The 18,559-nt window shown below is 70.8% G+C and carries 12 protein-coding genes and 3 pseudogenes; 7 read left to right on the top strand and 8 right to left on the bottom strand.

Going from position 1 to position 18,559, the window contains the following annotated elements; translation table 11 throughout:
• Together ACZ39I_RS34255 and ACZ39I_RS34250 are read left to right on the top strand one after the other, a co-directional pair.
• Positions 1-346 (top strand): annotated as a pseudogene (locus ACZ39I_RS34255) (transglycosylase family protein); the annotation flags it as partial.
• A 433-nt stretch (positions 347-779) separates the two neighbouring features.
• Complete coding sequence (locus tag ACZ39I_RS34250; protein ID WP_467248813.1) at positions 780-1,949, top strand: S1 family peptidase; 1,170 nt, start codon at positions 780-782, stop codon at positions 1,947-1,949.
• 511 nt (positions 1,950-2,460) lie between these two features.
• Here ACZ39I_RS34250 and ACZ39I_RS34245 read toward each other — a convergent pair.
• On the bottom strand, positions 2,461-2,601 hold the full coding sequence (locus ACZ39I_RS34245; RefSeq protein WP_467248812.1) for a hypothetical protein: 141 nt from the start codon (positions 2,599-2,601) through the stop codon (positions 2,461-2,463).
• A gap of 603 nt (positions 2,602-3,204) precedes the next feature.
• On the opposite strand from ACZ39I_RS34245, the gene ACZ39I_RS34240 reads away from it, so the two are divergent.
• Together ACZ39I_RS34240 and ACZ39I_RS34235 are read left to right on the top strand one after the other, a co-directional pair.
• Positions 3,205-3,441: a hypervirulence associated TUDOR domain-containing protein gene (locus tag ACZ39I_RS34240; protein WP_467248811.1), complete on the top strand. Its 237-nt coding sequence runs from the start codon at positions 3,205-3,207 to the stop codon at positions 3,439-3,441.
• A 9-nt stretch (positions 3,442-3,450) separates the two neighbouring features.
• A complete protein-coding gene (locus ACZ39I_RS34235) occupies positions 3,451-3,927 on the top strand; it encodes an MSMEG_6728 family protein (RefSeq protein WP_467248810.1) in 477 nt (158 codons plus the stop codon).
• 342 nt (positions 3,928-4,269) lie between these two features.
• Here the strand turns inward: ACZ39I_RS34235 and ACZ39I_RS34230 are convergent, their stop codons facing one another.
• Positions 4,270-4,857, bottom strand: coding sequence for a snapalysin family zinc-dependent metalloprotease (locus ACZ39I_RS34230; protein ID WP_467248809.1), 588 nt, complete (start codon positions 4,855-4,857; stop codon positions 4,270-4,272).
• 496 nt (positions 4,858-5,353) lie between these two features.
• On the opposite strand from ACZ39I_RS34230, the pseudogene ACZ39I_RS34225 reads away from it, so the two are divergent.
• Positions 5,354-5,542: pseudogene (locus ACZ39I_RS34225) on the top strand (lamin tail domain-containing protein); the annotation flags it as partial.
• 128 nt (positions 5,543-5,670) lie between these two features.
• On the opposite strand, the gene ACZ39I_RS34220 reads toward ACZ39I_RS34225, so the two are convergent.
• From ACZ39I_RS34220 to ACZ39I_RS34195, 6 genes and pseudogenes are all read right to left on the bottom strand, one after another.
• A complete protein-coding gene (locus tag ACZ39I_RS34220) occupies positions 5,671-9,534 on the bottom strand; it encodes an nSTAND1 domain-containing NTPase (RefSeq protein WP_467248808.1) in 3,864 nt (1,287 codons plus the stop codon).
• 165 nt (positions 9,535-9,699) lie between these two features.
• Positions 9,700-10,077: a hypothetical protein gene (locus ACZ39I_RS34215; RefSeq protein WP_467248807.1), complete on the bottom strand. Its 378-nt coding sequence runs from the start codon at positions 10,075-10,077 to the stop codon at positions 9,700-9,702.
• A 551-nt stretch (positions 10,078-10,628) separates the two neighbouring features.
• Entirely contained in the window at positions 10,629-12,170 is a 1,542-nt protein-coding gene (locus ACZ39I_RS34210; protein ID WP_467248806.1) for an FG-GAP-like repeat-containing protein, read from the bottom strand.
• 86 nt (positions 12,171-12,256) lie between these two features.
• Positions 12,257-12,784 carry a hypothetical protein gene (locus ACZ39I_RS34205; protein ID WP_467248805.1) on the bottom strand — a complete coding sequence of 176 codons (528 nt, stop codon included), beginning with the start codon at positions 12,782-12,784 and terminating at the stop codon, positions 12,257-12,259.
• Between the two features lie 420 nt (positions 12,785-13,204).
• Positions 13,205-13,396 carry a hypothetical protein gene (locus ACZ39I_RS34200; protein WP_467248987.1) on the bottom strand — a complete coding sequence of 64 codons (192 nt, stop codon included), beginning with the start codon at positions 13,394-13,396 and terminating at the stop codon, positions 13,205-13,207.
• 1,204 nt (positions 13,397-14,600) lie between these two features.
• Positions 14,601-15,059, bottom strand: a pseudogene (locus ACZ39I_RS34195) (ALF repeat-containing protein); the annotation flags it as partial.
• 656 nt (positions 15,060-15,715) lie between these two features.
• Between ACZ39I_RS34195 and ACZ39I_RS34190 the strand changes: the two are divergent.
• Positions 15,716-16,198, top strand: a complete 483-nt coding sequence (locus ACZ39I_RS34190) for a hypothetical protein (RefSeq protein ID WP_467248804.1) — start codon at positions 15,716-15,718, stop codon at positions 16,196-16,198.
• On the top strand, positions 16,195-18,411 hold the full coding sequence (locus ACZ39I_RS34185; RefSeq protein WP_467248803.1) for a trypsin-like serine protease: 2,217 nt from the start codon (positions 16,195-16,197) through the stop codon (positions 18,409-18,411). The genes ACZ39I_RS34190 and ACZ39I_RS34185 overlap by 4 nt, the downstream gene beginning before the upstream one ends.
• Positions 18,412-18,559 lie beyond the last annotated feature (148 nt).

The raw sequence follows: 18,559 nt of genomic DNA, 5'->3' as shown, positions 1-18,559 counted from the left end.
GGACGTCGGTGTGCTGTACAAGTACGCCAACACCTCCGACGGGCGTGGCCATTCGGCCTTGTGGACTTTCACGTCGACCGGTGCCGGTATCAGTGCACCGGTCAGGAAGTGGGATTCCGGCGACGGTTCGTGGACTTGGGACAATTCCGCGCTGGTGGCTGGTGACTTCAACGGTGACGGCAAGTCCGATGTCGGCGTCCTCTACAAGTACGCCAACACCTCCGACGGACGCGGTCACTCGGCCCTGTGGACCTTCACCTCCACCGGCACCGGCATCAACGCACCCGTCAAGGCCTGGGACTCCGGCACCGGATCCTGGACCTGGGACCGGACCAAGGTCGCCTGACCACGCGTATATCGCACAGGCATCGTGAAGACGTGGTCCCGCGCGGGCTGCGAGTCCTCACGGGACGCCACACCGGGTACCCGGGACCACGCCTCCACTGGACTCATCACCACCGACGACACCGGAAACCTGGAAGCCCGCGCCGCGGAGTGTGCTGCCGCTCCCTCGCGGCCGCACACCGTACGCCAGGCTGCGAGATCCGGCGGTACGACTCCGAACCCCCGCGCGCCCGCCGGACACACAGACCGCATCTCGTGGATACCACGTGTTGGAGTGGACAGCGGTGGGCGCGAGCCGGACCCGGAGCGACGCGAGCACAGGCTCGCCGAGCTCAGATCCGCCAAGCAGCACCCTCACCGGCGTCTCGGCTCCGTCCCCGCGGGGGCCCGTCGAGCGCGTGAGCCACACGTCTCCCACCAAGGAAACCAAGGTCATGCGACACCTCAGAGGCCATCGCCTCACCCCCTTCACCAGAGCGTTCACCACACGCCTCGCCGCAGCGCTCGGCGCCGCGCTGCTGGCGCTGAGCGCCACCCCCGCGAACGCCGTCTCCGGCACCAGCGCGGTCGACGGCACGCTCGCGTTCACCACCCGCCTTGACATCGGCGACGGCCAGAAGGCCTGCTCCGCCGCCCTGGTACACCCGTACTGGCTGCTCACCGCCACCAGCTGTTTCGCCGACAACCCGGACGCGAGCCTCGCCATACCCACCGGCGCGCCCAAGCTCAAGACCACCGCCACCATCGGCCGCACTGACCTCACGACCTCCGGCGGCGAGACCCGCACCGTCGTGGAACTCGTCGCACACCCGGCACGGGACGCCGTCCTGGCGCGGCTCAACCGCCCCGTCACCACCATCACGCCCGTGAGTCTGGCCGCCGCCCCGGCCACGCCCGGCGAAAAGCTGACGGTGGCCGGCTACGGCCGCACCGCCACGGAATGGGCCCCGCTGCGCCTGCACAGCGGCACCTTCGCCGTCGACTCGGTCGCCGCGGAGACGGTCGCCACCACCGGCGAGAACGGCGCGAGCGTCTGCATGGGCGACACCGGCGGCCCGGCCGTGCGCCTGACCGACGGCAAGGCCGAGCTGGTCGCCGTCAGCAGCAGATCCTGGCAGGGAGGCTGCTTCGGCACCGATCCGGCCGTGACCCAGACCGGCGCCGTCAGCACCCGTATGGACGACCTGCGCACCTGGGTCGGCTCCACTGTCACCGTTCCCGCAGCGGCTGCGGCCGGTGCCTGGCGTGCTTACGGCAACACAAACCCGATCACTTCCAGCTCCAGCACGTGGCGTTGCGCCGCCAGTAAGACGATCGCCACCGGCGTGATCGCGCAAGCCTGTGCGATCAGGTCGTCCAACGGAAGCGGGGTCCAGGCAGCGGTGATCGTGCGCAACAACCAGTCCAGCCTCTATGGCGCGGAAGCGCGTATGGATCTGTATACCGCCTCGGGCACGCACTTGGGCGATTGGAAGTGCCCGTCCTCGGGGGTTGGGGCGAACTCCTGGTCGGTCTGCTTCGGAACAACCCTCGCCGAGAGCAGCCAGGTGAACTCGTTCGGGGCACTCAACGGTACATATCTCGGCCTGTCATCGAATGCCTGAACCGGGTCCGATCGCCTTTAAGGGCTGGGGACTTGTCCAGCAAGTGATGGCGATGTGACAGAGCCCCCGGTCGCCGGCGGTGTTGACTCCACTCGACACCGTCGACACTCCGGGGGTTCTCTGGTTCCGTTTCCTTCCACGCTCCGGGGTGCCACATGAGCTGGTTGAGTACGTCTCCTGGCTGAACGACGCTCGAAGGCATGAACTGCATGTGCCGCGCCGGAAGTTGAGCTGATCCAAGCGGGCCCTTGCTCACAGTCCAGGCGATTCAGCCGCTTCTCGCCTCCGGGCGGGAGGGGTCCCTTTCGTCCCGCCCGGACATTTGGCTCGCGCCGGACACGGGTAGACCACGTTCTGGGCGTCGGCCCCGTGAATCGCAGACTTCCGCAGCGAAGGGGCCATCCGCTACAGCGACGCTGGTCAGCGCCGACATGTTGTCCCACGCATCCTCCTATCTGGCCCTATCCGGATACTGCCTCCTCGCCACGAGCAGTCTGCCGACGATGGAGGCCTACGCGACGTTCGCTCCGGTGAGCCGAAGCATCGCCCAGTTGACGTCCTGGGCCTGGGTTTCCAGCAGCTGGTCAGGCTGCTGCATCTGCAGCCGCCCGACCACGATGGGTGCACGCCGCCTCGCGGGACGTGAACGCATCCGCGAGCCACGTCCGTGCCGAAGTAGTGGTGCAGGACGCGCACCCGAACGGAAGGGAAGGTCATCCGTTGCGCAGCAGCAGCAGCAGCAGCAGCAGCCTGTCTGTCGGAAGGACAGTCGCCGCGACCGTAGCCGCTCGCGGCCTGACGGCGGCGACGGCCCGGGAAGTCGTTCGCCGTGGCGCACGGGTGGCGTTGCTGAGCCGTGAGAAGACGGCCCTGGACGAGCTGCCCGTGGCCCTGCCGGGTCGCGGCCGGCGCCGACGGAGGGCGGCCCGTTCGTCGACACGGATCCGTCCACGCGGGAGCACGTCATCGACGTCGACCTGACCGGTAGTGCCCACAGGGTCCACGCCGGCCGGCCCGACGCGCGCGATCACGGCGGGCCACTCGGGCTCTGAGGCGGGTGCCGAGACCCTCGCGCACACTCTGCGGCCGGGGGTGGCCCATCGGAGCGCTGCTGTGGGGCCCGACCCGCCGGTTGTATCCCGTGCACACGGTTGCCGCGCCTGGTCGACGGTCTGGAAACGAGCCGTGTGTCAGACCTCAGGGCGCACCGCACCAGGCGATCACGTCCTGGACGGAGAGGAACGGAGGAACCGCGATGACGAGGAAAGCGCAGAACAAGTCCGAGAGCGAGAAGTTCACCCGGGGCGACGAGGTCACCTGGAGGAGCCACGGCAGCACCGCCGAAGGCACGGTCGTCCGCAAGCTCACCCGCCGCACCGAGGCCGCAGGCCGCACCGTGGACGCCTCACCGGAGGAACCGCAGTACGAGGTGCGCAGCGCCAAGTCCGGCAGCACGGCGTTCCACAAGCCGTCCGCGCTCCGCAGGAAGTGAGCGGGCCCGATGCAGACCTTCCTGCCGCACCCGGACTTCCGACAAACGGCCCTGCTGCTGGACCGGCGCCGACTGGGTAAACAGCGGGTCGAGGCCTTGCAGGTCCTGCGCGGCCTGACGGTGCCGGGGTACGGCTGGCGTCGGCACCCGGCCGTACGGATGTGGGCGGGGTACGAGGAGGCACTCGTACGGTACGGCCTGGAGATCTGCCGGGTCTGGCGCGAGCAGGGGCACCAGGACAGCTGCGCCGCCTCGCTGGTGGCCGGCCTGGCGGCCTTGCACCCCGGCGCCCCGGTGCGCGATCAGCCGGCGCTGGCGGCCGCCGGGGAACTGCCGCCCTGGCACGGTGATGAGGCCTTCCACGAAAGCCATCGCTCCGCCCTGGTCCGCAAGGACCCGGAAGTGTATGGCGAGCTGTTCCCCGGCGTATCCGACGACCTCCCCTACGTGTGGCCGGCGTCCGACAGGGAGGGACAGCCCTGCTGACGACGGTCCGGTAACGGCTGGGCCAGGCTCTGAGCTGGCGCGCCAGGAAGGGTGCGCGCGTCGGTGCCGGGGCCAGGTGATGCATCATCAGGCCCCGGCGCCGAGGAGTGAGACGTCAGCCGGCCGGGATGTCGTCCTGGAACGTGGTGCCGGCGCTGCGGTAGGCGGCCACCTTTGGACCCGCCGCCCGGGTGCACGACCCGCTGCGGCTGCTCAGCCGGCAGTGGCAGTCAGGAGAGTTCGGCGCCCGGGACGCCGGATCCCCGCCGGCCGGGTTGTTCACTGCGTCCCGGGGATCTCGTCGAAATCCCCGGGACGCACGCCCGCTTGATGGCCGTGTGGTCAGGGCGCGTCGATGAGTGTCCGGCCGTCAGTGGGCGCGAGCGCGGCGATTCCGCTTGCGTAGGCCGACTGTACGCGGGAGCGCTCGGTGGCATTCGGTGTGGCGTTGGTGCAGGCCGTGCCGGCGCTCGACCCCGACATCAGCTGTGAGCAGGGGCCGGGCTTGGTGTCCGGCAGGCCGAGGCTGTGCCCCAGCTCGTGAGCGGCGATCCGGGTCTTGTTGTAGCCCTGGTCCACGGCCTGGCTGCCGAGCTCGACGCGGACCTGACGGCCCGGACGAACGGGGCCGAGCGTGGCCTGCGGCCAGCCCGTGGTGGCGACGATCACGATCTCGGCCAGGGTGCCGGGCGCCGCTTCCACCAGATGGACGTTGCTCACGTTCGCGTTCCACGAGGCGACTCCGGCCGCGATCGCGGCTTCCCAGCCTGCGGCACGGCTGTCGTCGTAGCGAAGGGTCACCGCTGCCGCCTGCGCGGCGGTCGATTCACCCGCGGGAGCGGGTGCGGGAGCGGCGGTCGCGGCGCCCGCCATGGCGAGGACGAGCGCTGTGGCGGAAGTGCCTGCCTTGAGCCAAGTGCCGAGGGGCATTGCTGCTCCTTCATCCGTGGGGGGAATCCGGCCCCGGCGGGGCCGGGTACGCGAAGGAGCGGCACGGGGTGTCCGGTGGGGGCCGGACGCGCCGTCGACCGCCCCTCCGGGGCGTTGCGATGGTATGCCCTGCCATCAATGCCCGCCATGTACCTGCCATGATGAATTTCCGTCAGAATCCAGTTTCCAGCGGAAGTTGTCTGGCCGGTCTCCGAACGCCACCTGCTGTGCCTGCGGGAACCGTCAGTCGGGGCTGGCGCGTACGTGGAACCGTCCCGTCCTCCCTGGCGCGCAGGAACCTGAGCGCCAGCCCCTGAGAGGGCAGCTGGCACTTCCCGCGGGATGGCGAAGAAGAGGTCGGGCTCTTTGGCCTACAACGACACGGCCATGGTGTGGGTGTGCGGCCGACCGGCCGCCACCCGCATCATCCCTCCGGCCCGCAGAGGTCCGGGACGGGCGAGTGCCCGTACAGCGTGGTGGCTTTGTGTCTTCTTCCATGGTGACCGCCCGTCGTCCGTCCGCCGCCGCTCTCGCGGCGGCCGATCACGCCCGGCCCGACCAGGCGAAGGTGGAGATCAGCGCGGTCCAGTACGACTCGCCCGGCTGGAACGACCGTTCGCGGCGTTCGCTGAACAAGGAGTGGGTGGATGTCACCAACACCTCCCGCCGCACGGTCAACCTCGATGATCCACGGCGAGAACGTCCTGGCACAGGTTGATGCCAGAGCGTATGAAGCATCCATCTGGCCGGCCGAAGGTCAGTGCTGCCCTGCAGGCCGCGGACGCCCACCTGCCAAGCGGCAGCCGCGCACCTTCAGGGGCGCGTACACGCGGAGGTGAGGGACACGGGCAGGCCCGGTATCAGCGCCTTGCGCTCCCGCGGACCGATTGTCCTGTGCAGCCGGCAGATCCGGGTGAGCCGGGCGCCGAGGTCCAGGTTCCACAGGCGTACGGTCCCGTCGTTGCTGCTGCTGGCCACGGTCCGCCCGTCCGGGGCGAACGTGACGCCCCACACCGCGTTCGTGTGCCCGGTGAGCGTGGCCCAGGGACGTCGTCCGGGCACGTCCCAGAGCCGCACGGTGCGGTCGCTGCCGCTGCTGGCGAGCAGTCGGCCGTCCGGCGAGAACGCGATGCCGCGCACCGATCCGGTGTGCCCCGTCAGGGAGGCCAAGGGACGGCGGTGGCGGACGTCCCACAGGCGGACCGTGCCGTCGTTGCCGCTGCTCGCGAGCGTGCGCCCGTCGGGACTGAAGGCCACGCCCCGCACGGCACCGGTGTGCCCGGTGAGGGTGGCGAGCAGGCGCTGACCGGCGGTGTCCCACAGCCGTACGGTCAGGTCGTCGCCCGCGCTGGCCAGGGTGCGCCCGTCCGGGCTGAACGCGACATCGTTGGCGTAGTCGGTGTGGCCGGCCAGCACGGCGAGCTGACGGTGGGTCGCGATGTCCCACAGCCGGACCGTACGGTCGGAGCCCGCGGAGGCGAGGGTGCGGCCGTCCGGCGAGAAGGCCACCGAGAACACGTCCCCGGTGTGGCCGGTGAGCGTCACAAGGGCGCGGTGCGAGGGGATGTCCCACAGCCGGACCGTGCCGTCCGAGCCCGCCGACGCGAGCGTGCGGCCGTCCGGTGCGAACGCCACCGAGAACACGCTCTCCCGGTGGCCCCTGAAGGTCGCCAGGAGCCGGTGCCGGGCCACGTCCCACAGACGTACGGTGTGGTCCGCGTCGGCGGTGGCCAGGAGTTTCCCGTCGGGGCTGTACGCGGCCTGCGAGACCTCGGTGAACGGCCGCGCCGTCAGCACCGGGCCGTGCAGGTCCCACAGCACCACGGACTGGTCGAACCCTCCGGTGGCCAGCGTCGTCCCGGCCGGGTTCACGGCGACGGACATCACGTAGTCGGTGTGGCCGATGAGGATCGCGGCCGGTCGGCCGGTGCGCACGTCCCACAGCCTGGTCGTGCCGTCGCCGCCCGCGCTCACCACCGTGGTGCCGTCGGGTGTGTAGGCGACCGCGTTGATGTCGTCGCTGTGGCCGGTGAGCGTCGCCGTGGCCCGGCGCGTGGCCACATCCCACAGCCGTACGGTCCGGTCGACGCCCCCGGAGGCCACGCTCCGCCCGTCGGGGGCGAATGCCACTCCGAGTACTTCGTCGGTGTGTCCCTTGAGCACGGCCAGTTGGCGGGCCCGGTCGGTGCCCCACAGCCGTACGGTCCGGTCGGAGCCGCCCGAGGCCAGGGTCCGCCCGTCGGGTGCGTAGGCGAGTGAGTTGACGCGGCCGGTGTGGCCGAGGAGCCGCACCTCGAAGGGGTGGCCGCCGCCGGTGTCCCACAGTTGGACCGATCCGTCGTCGGCGGCGACGGCGAGGGTACGGCCGCGGGGGTCGAAGGCGAGCGCGTGGGCCCCGTTCGTCGCCGCGGGCAGCAGGGTCCGCAGCCGGTGGTCGGCGGTGCCCCAGATCCGTACCGGCCCGTCCGTGGACGTCGCCGCGAGCGTGCGCCCGTCGGGGCTGAAGGCGACGGAGCGGACCCGTCCGGGAACGGTGAGGGTGGCGGTGGTCCGGTGATCGCTGGTCCGGCGCAGTTGTACGGTGCCGTACGAGCCGGCCGTCGCCAGCAGCCGGCCGTCGGGTGCGAAGGCGACCGCATTGACGGGCCCGTGGTGGCCGACGAGGCGGGCGGAGAACGCCTGGGCCTGGGTGCTCAGCAGGGCCCCGCGTGCCTCGGGGGTGGGATCGGCGCGGTAGGCCTCCTCGGCGAGCAGCATGGATGCCTCGGGCTGACCGCCGGCCAGAGAGGTGGACTGCACGGCGAGGGCCTGGGAGCGGGCGACGCGTTCCTGGGCGAGGGCGGCGGAGCGCTGCTGGTAGGCGAGGCCGCCGGCGGTCACGGCGAGCACGAGCAGGACGGCGACGACGACGAACAGGGCCTGTCGGAACTGTGTCTGACGCCTCGCCAGAAGACTGCGGCTGTCCTCCTCGACCTGGCTGGCCCGCAGGAAGGCTTCTTCGCGGGGGCCGAGACGGCTGCGGCCGTCGAGTTCGTCGGCCCAGGAGAGGACCGTGCCGAGGCGGGTGCCGCGGTAGAGGGCGGACGGGTCGCGGTGCTCGCGCTCCCATTCGGCGGCGGCGTGGGCGAGTTGCTGGTGGAGGAGGAGTCCGGCCCGGTCCGCGTGGATCCAGTCGCGCAGCCGGGGCCAGGCGTGCAGCAGGGCCTCGTGGGTGATCTCGACGGTGTCCCGGTCCACGGTGATCAACCGGGCCCGCACGAACACGTCGAGCGCGGCCGAGGCGGCGTCCGCGTCACCGAGTTGTTCCATGAGGGCGCCGCGGCCGGTGCGGCGGCGGGTCACGGCGCTTCCGTCGTCGGACACGTGGACGAGGCGGGACAGGATCCGGCGGATCGCCTTCTGCTCGGCCGGGTACAGCTGGGCGAACAGGGTTTCGGCGGTACGGGCGACGGCGCCCTGGATGCCGCCGGTGCGCTCGTAGCCGGCCACCGTGAGGGTGGTGTCCTCGCGTTGCTGCCAGGTGGCGAGTAGGGCATGCGAGATGAGGGGCAGCGCCCCGGACGGGGTGTCGGCGGAGGCGGTGGCACGGCCGGCGTCTACGGGTTCGTCGCGCAGGCCCGCGTCGCGCAGAAGGAGGGGGACCAGGCCGGGTTCCAGGGTGACGCCGGCGAGTTCGGCGGGGCGGGTGATGGATGCCCGCAGTTCCGCGACGGACATGGGGAGCAGGACGAACAGTCCCTCGGTGAACAGGGGTGCCAGGTCCGGGAGTTCGAGGCAACGTCCGGAGAAGTCGGCGCGGACGCCGACCACGACGACCGCCGGTTCCGGGCCGGTGGACAGCGCGTGCAGGATCCGGACGAAGGTGTGTCTCTCGTCCTCGTCCGAGCAGAGGGTGAACAGTTCCTCGAACTGGTCGACGAGCAGCACGGGCCGCACCGGGGGAGGGCGGCGACCGTCGGGACCCGGCGGGCCCCCGTCCGAGCGGGTGCGGACGACGTCCAGCAGCGCCTCGGGGCGTTCGGCCAGCCGGGTCGCGGTGAGGTCGAGATCGCTGCCGAGGACCTTGCCGGCCTGTTCGAGTAGTTCGTCGAGAGGGTGAGCGGCGGGCGTGAAGGCGATCACGGGCCAGCGGTCGGCGCCGGGCATCGGGAAGCCGCCAGGGCGCCGCAGCGCCGGGACGAGACCGGCGTTCAGCAGGGAGGACTTGCCGGCGCCGGACGGGGCGACCAGCAACAGCGGTCCGCTGCCGACGCGTTGGTAGACCCGCTCGACCAGTGTGGCCGTGGCCCGCTCCCGGCCGAAGAACCAGTCCGCGTCCCGTGGGGTGAACGCCGCCAGTCCGCGGTACGGGCAGGGGGGCGCACCGGCGTCGGCGGCCGGTCCCGCGCCGCGCTGGACCGGGGCTGCCTCCCGCACCAGCCGTAGCAACTCGCCCTCGGCGCGCAGGACGTGGTCACACTGGCGGGCGACGTCCGTGGTTGCCCGCTTGACGCCGGTCTCGATCTTGCTGAGGTAGCCCTTGCTGTAGTGGGTATGGCGTGCGAGGTCGGCCAGCGACAGTCCGCGTTCCCGGCGCAGCCGTCTCAGCTGCGTGGGAAAGGACGGTGTGGCCTGGGCGGCGCTTTCCGGCTGGTCGGTCCGGTCGGCGCCCGCGCGGCTGTGCTCCTGGTCCCCCAAGGCGTCCCCCTGGCACTGCCCTGCCGGATCGTGAGACGGCGGATGTCCAGGCTACTGCGGGGGTCGGACGGGGAGCGAAGCTTTCACCCGGCGTGGCGAGAACGGGACCGCCGGGACCGGTGTGGGGCCGGTCCCGACGGTCGCTTGCCCGTGGCGAATGGCGCGCTACGGCCGGTTGAGCTTGATGGAGTTGATGGGGGTGAGGTTCGTGTAGGTCCACTCGTCCTGCGCGAGGTGCTCGACGCAGTTGCTGCCGCCGTAGTTGTTGCACAGGTCCGCGGTGGCGCCGCCGTACTGGTTGTTGAGGACCCAGTGGTACCCGAACTGGTTGCTCAGGTTGTGGGCGCCGTAGCTGGCAAACTGGTTGGTCGGGTGCGGGTTTTCCTGCGGCCAGACGTTTTCGGGCCAGATGCACACGTTGCCGGAGAGGCATCCGTACACCGTGCTGTTGCCCGCCGGCGCGGCCTGGGCCGCCCCGCCCATCGCCACCACCGCGGTGGCCGCGGTCGCGAACGCCGCGACGGCACTGAACATCTTGCGCATGTTTCCCCCTGGTGGGTCTCCTGCGTCGCCGCAGGCCGTCTTCGTGCTGACGGGATCAGCCTGTCCCGAGGGACTTCCGGGGTCGACGGGTTTCCCGTTGCCCGCTTGGGGGTCGGCCGGGAAACCCGGTGTGAGCTGGGGTTTCTCGGGCGGTGGTCAACCGGCGTGTCGGACGGGGCAACCGGCCGGGGGCAGAGGGTGATGAACGGGCGAGGGCTCGGGGAGCAGGAGTCTGTGCAGAAACCGAGTTGTCGCCCCACGGGTGCGGACGGTCTGGCCGATCCTTCAACTCGAGCCGTCTCATCACTGGCATGTGCTCCGTGAGGGGGCCTGGTCCATCAGCGCGACGCCGGGAACAGGCTCTGGATGCGCCTCCGCAACAAGGACCTGGACCGTCGGTTCCCCGGACTGATCGAGGCCGTCGTGACCGCAGACCGGCACGCCGGGACGGTTCTCCGAGTGGAGACCACTCGGAGAACCGTCCCGGACTACCGCGGCCTTCGCCGCGTATCTCGGCGCCGTGGCGGCGGGATCGAGATCATCCCGGCCGCTCAGATGATGCGGTAGGGCCCCCAGCCGGTGCCGGCCTGGTAGCGGGTGCCGAGGGTTTCCATGCCGGGCTTTCCGGTGCCGGGGTAGACCCACAGCGTGTCGTCGGACGCCTGGCGGGAGAGCACGTCGGTGCGCCCGTCACCGTTGTAGTCCCCGGTGCGGAGGGCGTCCTGGGTCTGCCAGCTCCTGCCGACCTGGTAGCGGGTACCGAAGGCACCGCCGCTCGCCTTTCCGGTGCCGGGGTAGACCCACAGCGTGCCGTCCGACGCCTGACGGGAGAGCACGTCGGGGCGCCCGTCGTTGTTGAGGTCGCCGGTGGTGATGATGTCCTGGCTCTTCCAGCCGGTGCCGACCTGGTAGCGGGTGCCGAGGGTTTCCATGCCGGGCTTTCCGGTGCCGGGGTAGACCCACAATGTGCCGTCCGACGCCTGACGGGTCAGTACGTCGCTGAGCCCGTCGGTGTTGAAGTCCCCGGTGCGGGTGACGTCCTGGGTCTGCCAGCTCCTGCCGACCTGGTAGCGGGTGGCGAAGGCTTCCATGCCGGGTTTTCCGGTGCCGGGGTAGACCCAAAGCGTGCCGTCCGACGCCTGACGGGACAGCAGGTCACCGAAGCCGTCGTTGTTGACGTCTCCGACCGTGACGGCGTTCTGGCTCTGCCAGCTGGTGCCGGCCTGGAACCGGGTGCCGAAGGTGCTGCCGCTCGCCTTTCCGGTGCCGGGGTAGATCCACAGAACGCCGTCGTCCTTGATGGCCGCGAGGTCGGCCTTGCCGTCACCCGTGAGGTCGTCCGGGTTGCGGGAGATCGCGTACTTGACCCAGTCACTGATGTCGTCGACCCGGGTGTCGACGGCACCGGTACGAGTCTCGGCGGGATCGTTTCCGAGACATCCGCCCTGCCAGGAACGGGAGTTGACGGCGACGAGTTCCGTGGCGCCGTTGACGGTGCGCAGGGCGGGGCCGCCGGCGTCGCCCTTGCAGACGGTCGCGGTGTCGGAGCCGTTGAGGTCCACTGTCGTGTCCGCGGTGGAGGCGACGGTGAACGTACCGGTGTGGAGCTTGTCGGGTACCCATTCGGTCCTGGTGCGTCCGAATCCGGCTTTCACCAGCTCCTCACCCGCGGCGGCGGGCGTAGTGGCCAGCCGGACCGGCGTGATGCTCGGATCGGTGATCCTGGCGGCGAGTTTGACGAGCACCAGATCCCGGTCGGCATGGGGGACGAGCCGGATGGCCGGCAGGACGCTGCCGGTGGTCTGCGTCAGGTCGGTGCGGCCGACGGTGACGGTGGTGGTGACGGCGGGCCTGCCCGCGGGGGGCTTGCCGTCCGCGGCGAAGCAGGTGGCCGCGGTCAGGACCCACTGCGGGTCGACGAGGGTGCCGGTGCAGGCACTCTGCTCACCGACGTTGATCTTCGCGACGTAGTTCAACTGCGCCGGGGCGTCCGCTCCGGTGAGCGCGGTGGCGTCGGCGGCGCTCAGCGCGACAGGTGCCGCGATCAGCGCAGCGGCCAACGCGGCGAGACGGGGGCGTCTGGAGAGGTGCATGAACGTGGGTTCCTAGTCACGAGGGCCGCGCGTCCTGTGGGGCACCGGACCGCGCAGCGGTGAGCATGGCGGGTGTCGGCCTGGGGCTACTTGGAGGACCTGATCTCGACGAGCATGTGGTCGCGGCCCTCGGGGTCCGCCGCTTCACCTACCGGCGTCCAGGAGTTCTTGGCGATGTCGTACGACTTCTCCTCCGTACCTACGGTCATGTCGACCGCGGTCGTGTAGTCGTTGCCCTTGATCGCGTACACCGCGGGAATCTCCAGGGTCAGCCAGCCGGAGTCGCCGACCACCTTGAAGCAGATCTTGTCCGCCTTGTCGCGGGCCATGACCTCCAGAAGACCGGTCCCGCCCGCACAGTCGGCCAGGGTGATGTGCCCGTCACCGCGCTTGAGGACGATCTTCTTCTCGGCCAGGATCTTGTCCGCCAGCGGGTAGTTGAAGTCCTCCACCGCGTAACCGGGGGACTCCCCCGCAACCAGTGCGGTAGGGCTCGCCCCCTGCGACGCCCCGCCGGGAATGCCCGAGGCCGCCGCGATCCAGGCCAGAGCGCCGACCCCGGCCGCGCCCAGTGCACGCAGCGCAAGCCGCCTGCGCCGCGGCTTAACGGACATTCTGCTGTATTGCTTCATTGCATCCCCCAAGTTCGTCGGCGACGGCCGGATGTTCGTCACCGGGCGTGAAATTGGGGTGCGCAGGAATGCGATATCGACATCGCCCGCCGGGTATGCCCCCAACTCCTGTGGGGAGCAGTCCCCGTACCTCTCGAAGCGAGAGGCCCCCGTCTCGGTAATCGTCATCCGCGTCGCCATATCAACATGAAGTGGCACCCAGGTCGAGCGCTTAGAAGCAGGCACAAAGCGACATTCTTCGCTGATGCTTCGTGATCTGTGCCACACCTCGCGAGGGTTGTGCTGGAGATTGTGAAGGATCGGTGAATGCCACCCGACTGCCCGTCAGAAGTTGCAACGTCAAACGAAGTTGGCAACTGCCGTACGGGCCCGGGCAGACCTCGACGACCAGCGGGGCAGCGGTCAGAACATCGAAGAGAGGCCGCTGGTGATCGAGGAGACGAGCTCCTTTCCTTCCTCGGCGACCTCCTTCACGACGGGCGCCACCCTCTTGGCGACCGGAGTGGCTGGTGAGCCGTGTTCCATGCCGGTGAACAGGGTGCTCAACGCGCCGGCGCCCATCGCTATGCCGCCGAAGATCGCTGCGGCCGGCACCCCGACCACGGCGAACGGGGGGAAGACCGAGGCTGGCGACCCCCAGGCCGGCGGAGATGAGTCCCGCGCCGACGCTGACGTAGCTGAAGGCATCGGCCCACCAGCCCGTGTCCGAACACCACGCGTCGTTGTCGCCGCCGCTGCCGTTCTGGTTGACGTCGTCGTTGGTGTCGCTGTCGGCCGGGTTGTGGCCGTTGTTTCGGTCCTGCTGCGCCTTCTCGGCCGCCTCGCGGGCGGCCTCGCGGGCCCGCCTTGGCGACGGCGATGGCGTCCGTGACGGCCTGGGCGGCGGTGTCGGCGGCCTTGACTGCCTCGCCGGCGTGGGTGGTGGACTTGTTCGCGAAGTCGATGGCCTTGCCCGCGTTCGCCACGGCCTCGTCGACGGCGTCGGCCGCCTTCTCGGCGTGGGCGGCGGCGGAGTTGGCGGCGTCCCGTGCGGTGCTCGCCGCCTTCGCGGCCGTGTTGGCCAGGGCCTGCGCGGTGGAGGCGGGCGTTCGTGGCGCGGTTGGCGGCCGCGGAGGCGATGGCGGCCTGGCGCTTGGCCTCGGCGGCCTGGGACTGGGCGGCGCCGGACGCGGCCGCTGCCTGAGCGGAGGCGGCAGCCGCAGCCGCGGAGGCGGCGGAGGAACTGGCGCTGAAGGACTGCGCGCAGGCGGCCCGCGTGTAGTCGGCGGCCTTGGCCGCGGAACGCGCCTTCGCGGCGGAGTTGCGGGCGGCGATCGCCGCGTCCTTGGCGGCCTGGGTTCTGCTCGCGTCCTTGGAGGCCGCGATAGCCGCGTTGTAGGCCCGGGATGCGGCGCCGCCGGCGGCGGACGCGGCCTGGGAGGCGGCGGTGGCCGCCCAGGAGGCGCGACGGGAGGCGTTCACGGCCGCGTTGGAGGCGTTGATGGCGATCCGGGCGGCGTTCGCGGCGCCCGAGGCCGCACTGGCCGCCTTGCGGGCCGCGGCCGCGGACTGCTGTACGTCCTCCTTGGCGGCCTCGGCCTCGGCGCGGCCTTCTCCGCCGCCTTCTTCGCCTCGGCCGCGGCGGCCTGGGCCCCGCTCGGACGCCTCGACGGCCAGGTCGGTCTCGGCCTGGGCGCGCTTGCCCTCCCGGGCGCCGACCGCGACGAGTTCCTCGATGGTCGCCGACTCCTGGTCGCGCGCGGGCGATGTGCTGGCCGGTGTCGAGGAACCACTGGATGTCCGCGGCGGAGCCGTTCAGGGCGCGGTTGGCGCACTTCTGCACCTCCGGCCCGGCGTTGACCAGCATGGCCGAGACCTGGAGTCTCGAGTCCTCCAGGCGGGCGGTGTACTGATCCCCCGTCAGGAATGCTTCCAGTGCCGAGCGCGTGCCGGTGTCCAGGGCGGCGGACGCCTCGCGCTGGACCGCCTTTCCGCCGGTGGCCGACAGGATGGCGGTCGCCACCCGGAGGTCTTCCAGGAGCGCCGACTCGTAACCGTCCTCGAGGAAGGCCGCGATGGCGCTGTCGCCGTTGTCGAGAGCGGCGGCGGCTTCACGGCGCAGGCCCTTTCCGGAGCGGACGAGGCAGCCGGCGATCGCGACGCGGTTGTCCTCCGTCGTCACCGGCGGCAGGGTTTGGCTGAGGAAGGCCTGAATGTCGGCATCGGTGCAGAACAGCGCGTCGGCCGCTGCCGCCTTGGTGGCCCTGCCACCGGTCATCCAGGCCGTGACCACCTTGGCCCGGTCGGTGTTCGGCAGGGTGAGCGGATCGGGCGTCACAGTCTCGGCAGCGCGGGCCACGGGGATCCACGCCTCCAGAAAATCGCCTGCACAGAAAGTTGTCCTCGTGGTTTCTGCCGGCGAAGCAGATCGGCGATCACTGACAGGGCGGCTTCCCCCGCATGGCCGGGCAGTCATGTGTGGCAACGGTGAGGCGTATGCGTTGCCTGCGTAATGACGTGACCATACCAATGCAGGTGTACCGAGCAATCAGTTTGGCGTCGTGAATTGAATCCATCTCACGTGAAAGGTGTCCCGGCTTCGTTATCGTTTCTTTATAGGAGTCGGTACAACCCTTCCGGGAGTGTGGCAAGGGTCACTAAGGGCCGTCAACTGTCGTCCGTTTTATGGCCGTTGGCGGAGTGGACAACCCGGGAGAAGCGAGGTGGCATGTGGGGGGCAAAGCGACGCCCGAGCCGGGGGGAGCTCTTTGTGCGGGGGAAAAGCGATTTCTTCACGCCTGCCTTGAACCACGTTACAAACTTCTCTTAATAAGCAACGAGTTGAGGAAAGTGATGAAGTCGCGCACCTCATTTGCGGTGAAGCCGCGCCCCTTTGCGGCGCAGACACGGCGCGGAAGATTTCTGGCCCGCGCCGTGGGCGCGGCAACCGTCGGCGCCCTGGCATGGACCGGCCTGGCGGCCGGGCTGCCCGAGCGATCCCACGCCGAGGCCGGTACTGCCACGACCGTCGCGGACAGCGCTCCCGGGTACGCGGTCGAGGACTTCGGCTACCCACAGGCGGACAAGATCCTGGCCGAGAAGAACATCCTGCTCAAGCGCGGCGACGGCCACATCACACTCGCCGACTGCGTGAGCGGCACCGGCCAGTTGGAGGTCCAGGCGCGCGACAAGAGCAAGGTGTGTTTCGACGTCAAGGGCAACTCGGGCTGGCTGACCCTGGAGTTGCCGTCGGTCTACCTGATCCGCGGCAACGACTACACGACCGAGGTCGACATGACGGTCGGCACCGAGGAGCAGTCGTACGACATCGCCAAGAACGCCTGGACCCCGGTGGGCGAGGGCACGGACGAACAGGGCCGTGAGTTCACGCTCCTGGAGATCAGGAGCACCAAGTGACCCGACGGAACAGCCCCCTTCGCCGCCTCGTGCCGGCCGCGGCCCTGTGCGCGGGAGCCGTGGTGCTGGCCGGCGTGCCCGCCGCCGCCGTGACCGGCCCCGAGGTCGCCGCCGCCGACACCACCTACGCGTACACCGCCCAGATCACCGTGGGCGACCACGACCGCGGCTGCTCCGGGGTCCTCGTGGACGCCGAGTGGCTGCTGACCGCGGCCAGTTGCTTCGCTGCCGACCCGGCCACCAGCCTGAGTGTGCCCTCCGGCAAGCCGGCCACCAGGACCACCGCGGTCATCGGCCGCTCCGACCTGACCGGTACGGCCGGTGCCGCCCGCCAGATCGTTCAACTGGTCCCGCGCACCGACCGCGACGTCGTCCTGGCCCGCCTGAACCGCCCAGTCACGAACGTCGCCCCGCTGGCCCTGGCCACCGCCGCGCCCACCGCCGGCGAGACCCTCACCCTCGCCGGCTACGGCCGCACCGCGAGCGAATGGGCACCGCTGAAGCTCCACACCGGTGCCTTCTCGGTGAACTCGTCCGCCGCCACCACCGTCACCGTCACGGGCAAGGACGGCGTGGCAGCCTGCATGGGTGACACCGGCGGACCCGTCGTCCGCGTCAGCGGCGGCACCGCCCAACTGGCCGCGCTCGCCAGCCAGTCGTACCAGGGCGGCTGTTACGGCATCGACTCGACCGTGACCAGCACCGGCGGGATCGCCGCCCGCGTGGACGACCTCGCTTCCTGGGTGAGCTCCACCACCGGCGCCGTCCGCGCCACCGACTTCAACTGCGACGGCGTCGAGGACATCGCGATATCCGACCCCCAGGTCACTGTCGGCGGCGCCGCCAAGGCCGGCCTGGTGCGGATCGTCTACGGCGGCGGCAAGGGCACCGCCGAGATCAGCCAGGACCTCGACTGGGTCTCCGGCTCCGCCGAGTCCGGTGACGGATTCGGCCAGGCCATCGCCACCGTCGACTACGACGAGGACGGTTGCACCGACCTGGTCGTGGGCACCCCGGCCGAGGACATCGGCACCGTGGCCGACGCCGGCATGGTCGACATCCTGCACGGCGCGACCGGCGGCCTCGGCACCGGCGCCGCCAAGGACACCCACCTCGAACAGGGCGCGGGCACCGGCTCGTTGGCGGGCTCCGTCAGTGAGACCGGCGACCGCCTGGGCCATGCCCTGGCCGCCGGCACCACCGCGTCCGGAGAACCGTTCGTCCTGATGGGCGTGCCCGGCGAGGCCCTCGGCTCCATCGCCAAGGCCGGCAGCGCGATCTACCTGCACGGCACCACCAACATCGCGATCAACCAGGAGGCCACCGGGGTCTCCGGCGCGGCGGAGGCGAACGACGGCTTCGGTACGAGCGTCGCCGCCGACGCCAACTACATCGCGATCGGCGCACCCGGTGATGCCATCGGCTCGGACGCGAACGCCGGAAACCTGGCCGTCTTCTCCCACACCCTGAACTCCGAGAGCCGCCCCACCCCGAGGTTCGGCCTGGACCAGGACCTCGACACGGTCTCCGGTGGCGCCGAGGCCGGTGATCTCTTCGGGCAGTCCCTGGCCCTGGTCCCGTACCGCTCCTCGAGTGCCGCACCCGCCACGGAGTCGATCCTCGCGGTCGGCGCCCCCGGCGAGGGGCTCGACGTCGACGGCGTGGACAAGGCGGAGGCCGGCCTGGTGCTGACCTTCCGGATCACCGCGGCCGGCACCTACACCCAGCTCCAGGGCTACGACTCGGGCACCGGCGACGACGACGTCTCCGGCACCGCGGAGGCCGGCGACCACTTCGGCCAGACTCTCGCCGCGATCAACACGTCGCCGCGCGCGGTGAGCACCACGGCGACGATGAAGCTCGCCGTCGGCATCCCGGACGAGGCCATCGGCACCACCGCGAGCGCGGGCGCCGTGGAGACCTTCTCGCTGCTGGGCGCTCCCGGCGCCAACGACCGCTGGCTGGAGGCGGGCGACGGGGACGGCATCCCCACCGCCCCGGGCGCGAACCAGAAGCTCGGCAGCAGCCTCCACTACACCGGCACCCGCCTGTACGTCGGTCTGCCCTACGGGCCGTCCACGTACGGCACCCTGTACGCCCTGCCGCTGTCCAACGTGACCGCCGGCGGCGCCGTCGCCGCGGTGACCACGTACCAGCCCGGCGCCGGCGGCCTTCCCGCCGTCGGAACGGACTTCGGCTACGCCGCACGGTGACCCACGGCCCCCTGGTCCGGCGAAGGCCGTGCCCAGGGGGCTCACCCGGCGCTGAGCGCCGACGAACCCACCGCGGCTTCGCTGCCGACGGTGTCGTACGGCATCCGGGCAGGCAGGAGGAACCGCCCCTGCCCGGACTTCGGTGCCC

This window comes from Streptomyces sp. NPDC024687, from assembly GCF_055559055.1.
Note: the sequence above shows the minus strand (reverse complement) of the source record. Positions and strands in the feature narration are given on the sequence as shown.

Excerpts from the sequence above, each read along its gene's own strand:
- ACZ39I_RS34205 (WP_467248805.1), bottom strand. The coding sequence starts at position 12,784 with ATGTCCGTTAAGCCGCGGCGCAGGCGGCTTGCGCTGCGTGCACTGGGC.
- ACZ39I_RS34210 (WP_467248806.1), bottom strand. The coding sequence starts at position 12,170 with ATGCACCTCTCCAGACGCCCCCGTCTCGCCGCGTTGGCCGCTGCGCTG.
- ACZ39I_RS34235 (WP_467248810.1), top strand. The coding sequence starts at position 3,451 with ATGCAGACCTTCCTGCCGCACCCGGACTTCCGACAAACGGCCCTGCTG.
- ACZ39I_RS34215 (WP_467248807.1), bottom strand. The coding sequence starts at position 10,077 with ATGCGCAAGATGTTCAGTGCCGTCGCGGCGTTCGCGACCGCGGCCACC.
- ACZ39I_RS34250 (WP_467248813.1), top strand. The coding sequence starts at position 780 with ATGCGACACCTCAGAGGCCATCGCCTCACCCCCTTCACCAGAGCGTTC.
- ACZ39I_RS34240 (WP_467248811.1), top strand. The coding sequence starts at position 3,205 with ATGACGAGGAAAGCGCAGAACAAGTCCGAGAGCGAGAAGTTCACCCGG.
- ACZ39I_RS34245 (WP_467248812.1), bottom strand. The coding sequence starts at position 2,601 with ATGCGTTCACGTCCCGCGAGGCGGCGTGCACCCATCGTGGTCGGGCGG.
- ACZ39I_RS34230 (WP_467248809.1), bottom strand. The coding sequence starts at position 4,857 with ATGCCCCTCGGCACTTGGCTCAAGGCAGGCACTTCCGCCACAGCGCTC.